Below are 1,176 nucleotides of genomic sequence, written 5' to 3'. Positions count from 1 at the left end.
CCCGGGTGGCCGGAATTTGCTTTTTGTACGGCGTCCATGCTGAGTGCGCGGATGGCGTTGGCAAGCTCTTTACGAGAGGACATGTTTTACTCCAGGTCGGATAAAAAAAGCAGTCAAGTTCCCTATTTTCTCAGACTCCACATCACAACGGCAATCCCTAATGCCAAATGAGAGCGAGTTCACCACTTATTAGCACGATTGGACGCTTTTTCGGAATAACACTATTCTCGCCCCGTCTGACGTACACTAGGCTCTTGCGACAAGATTTCCTCCAAGCAAAATGATTCTTTTACCTTGTTACCTTCACAGGAAGATGGCGTTATGAAGATCCGTACCTCTTTGATTGCGTTGGGCATTGCCACCTTGGCAACCGGCTGTCAAAACCTGAATACCGAAACCTTGATGCAGTCCGGCGCCCAGGCATTCCAGGCGGCGACCCTGAGCAACAACGACGTTAAGGCCCTGAGTGATAAATCCTGCGCCGAGATGGACAGCAAGGCACAAATCGCGCCGGCCGACAGCACCTACGCCAAGCGTCTCAACAAAATCGCCGCGGCGCTGGGCGACAACATCAACGGCACCCCGGCCAACTACAAGGTCTACGTGACCAAAGACGTCAACGCCTGGGCAATGGCCAACGGCTGCATCCGCGTCTACAGCGGCCTGATGGACATGATGAACGACAACGAAGTGGAAGGCGTGCTGGGCCATGAAATGGGCCACGTGGCGCTGGGCCACACCCGCAAGGCGATGCAGGTGGCTTACGGCACCGTGGCGCTGCGCACCGCGGCGTCCTCCGCCGGCGGCGTCATCGGCTCGCTGTCGCAGTCGCAGCTGGCAGACATCGGCGAGAAGCTGGTCAGCGCCCAGTTCTCGCAGAAGCAGGAAAGCGAAGCGGATGATTACTCGTTCGATCTGCTGAAAAAACGCGGCATCGATCCGAACGGCCTGGCCACCAGCTTCGAGAAGCTGGCCCAGATGGAAGCCGGCCGCCAGAGCAGCCTGTTCGACGACCACCCTTCTTCCCAAGCGCGTGCGCAGCACATCCGCGATCGCATCGCGGCAGAGAAATAATCACGAAAACGCCCGGCATCGCCGGTAATGCTTGTCAGTTAAGCTTTTGAGGAAGCCGCAACGTATAACGTTGCGGCTTCTTTTTTACTGCCCGCGGGTAAT

2 protein-coding genes are annotated in these 1,176 nt (G+C 56.8%); one reads left to right on the top strand and one right to left on the bottom strand.

Going from position 1 to position 1,176, the window contains the following annotated elements; translation table 11 throughout:
* The coding region (locus AC4PR2_RS28950; RefSeq protein WP_134267863.1) for a thiamine pyrophosphate-binding protein at positions 1-83 on the bottom strand (83 nt) is incomplete at its 3' end.
* Between the two features lie 238 nt (positions 84-321).
* Here AC4PR2_RS28950 and loiP point away from each other — a divergent pair.
* The gene (gene loiP, locus AC4PR2_RS28945; RefSeq protein WP_019456034.1) at positions 322-1,074 is read left to right on the top strand and encodes a metalloprotease LoiP; all 753 of its coding nucleotides are present in this window, start codon (positions 322-324) and stop codon (positions 1,072-1,074) included.
* Positions 1,075-1,176 lie beyond the last annotated feature (102 nt).

The sequence above is a fragment of the Serratia sp. A07 genome (assembly GCF_058725505.1).
The sequence above is the reverse complement of the archived record's forward strand: the minus strand, read 5'-3'. Positions and strand labels throughout refer to the sequence as shown.

What these genes read in the sequence shown, in the direction of transcription:
- loiP (WP_019456034.1), top strand. Translation starts at nt 322, where the DNA reads ATGAAGATCCGTACCTCTTTGATTGCGTTGGGCATTGCCACCTTGGCA.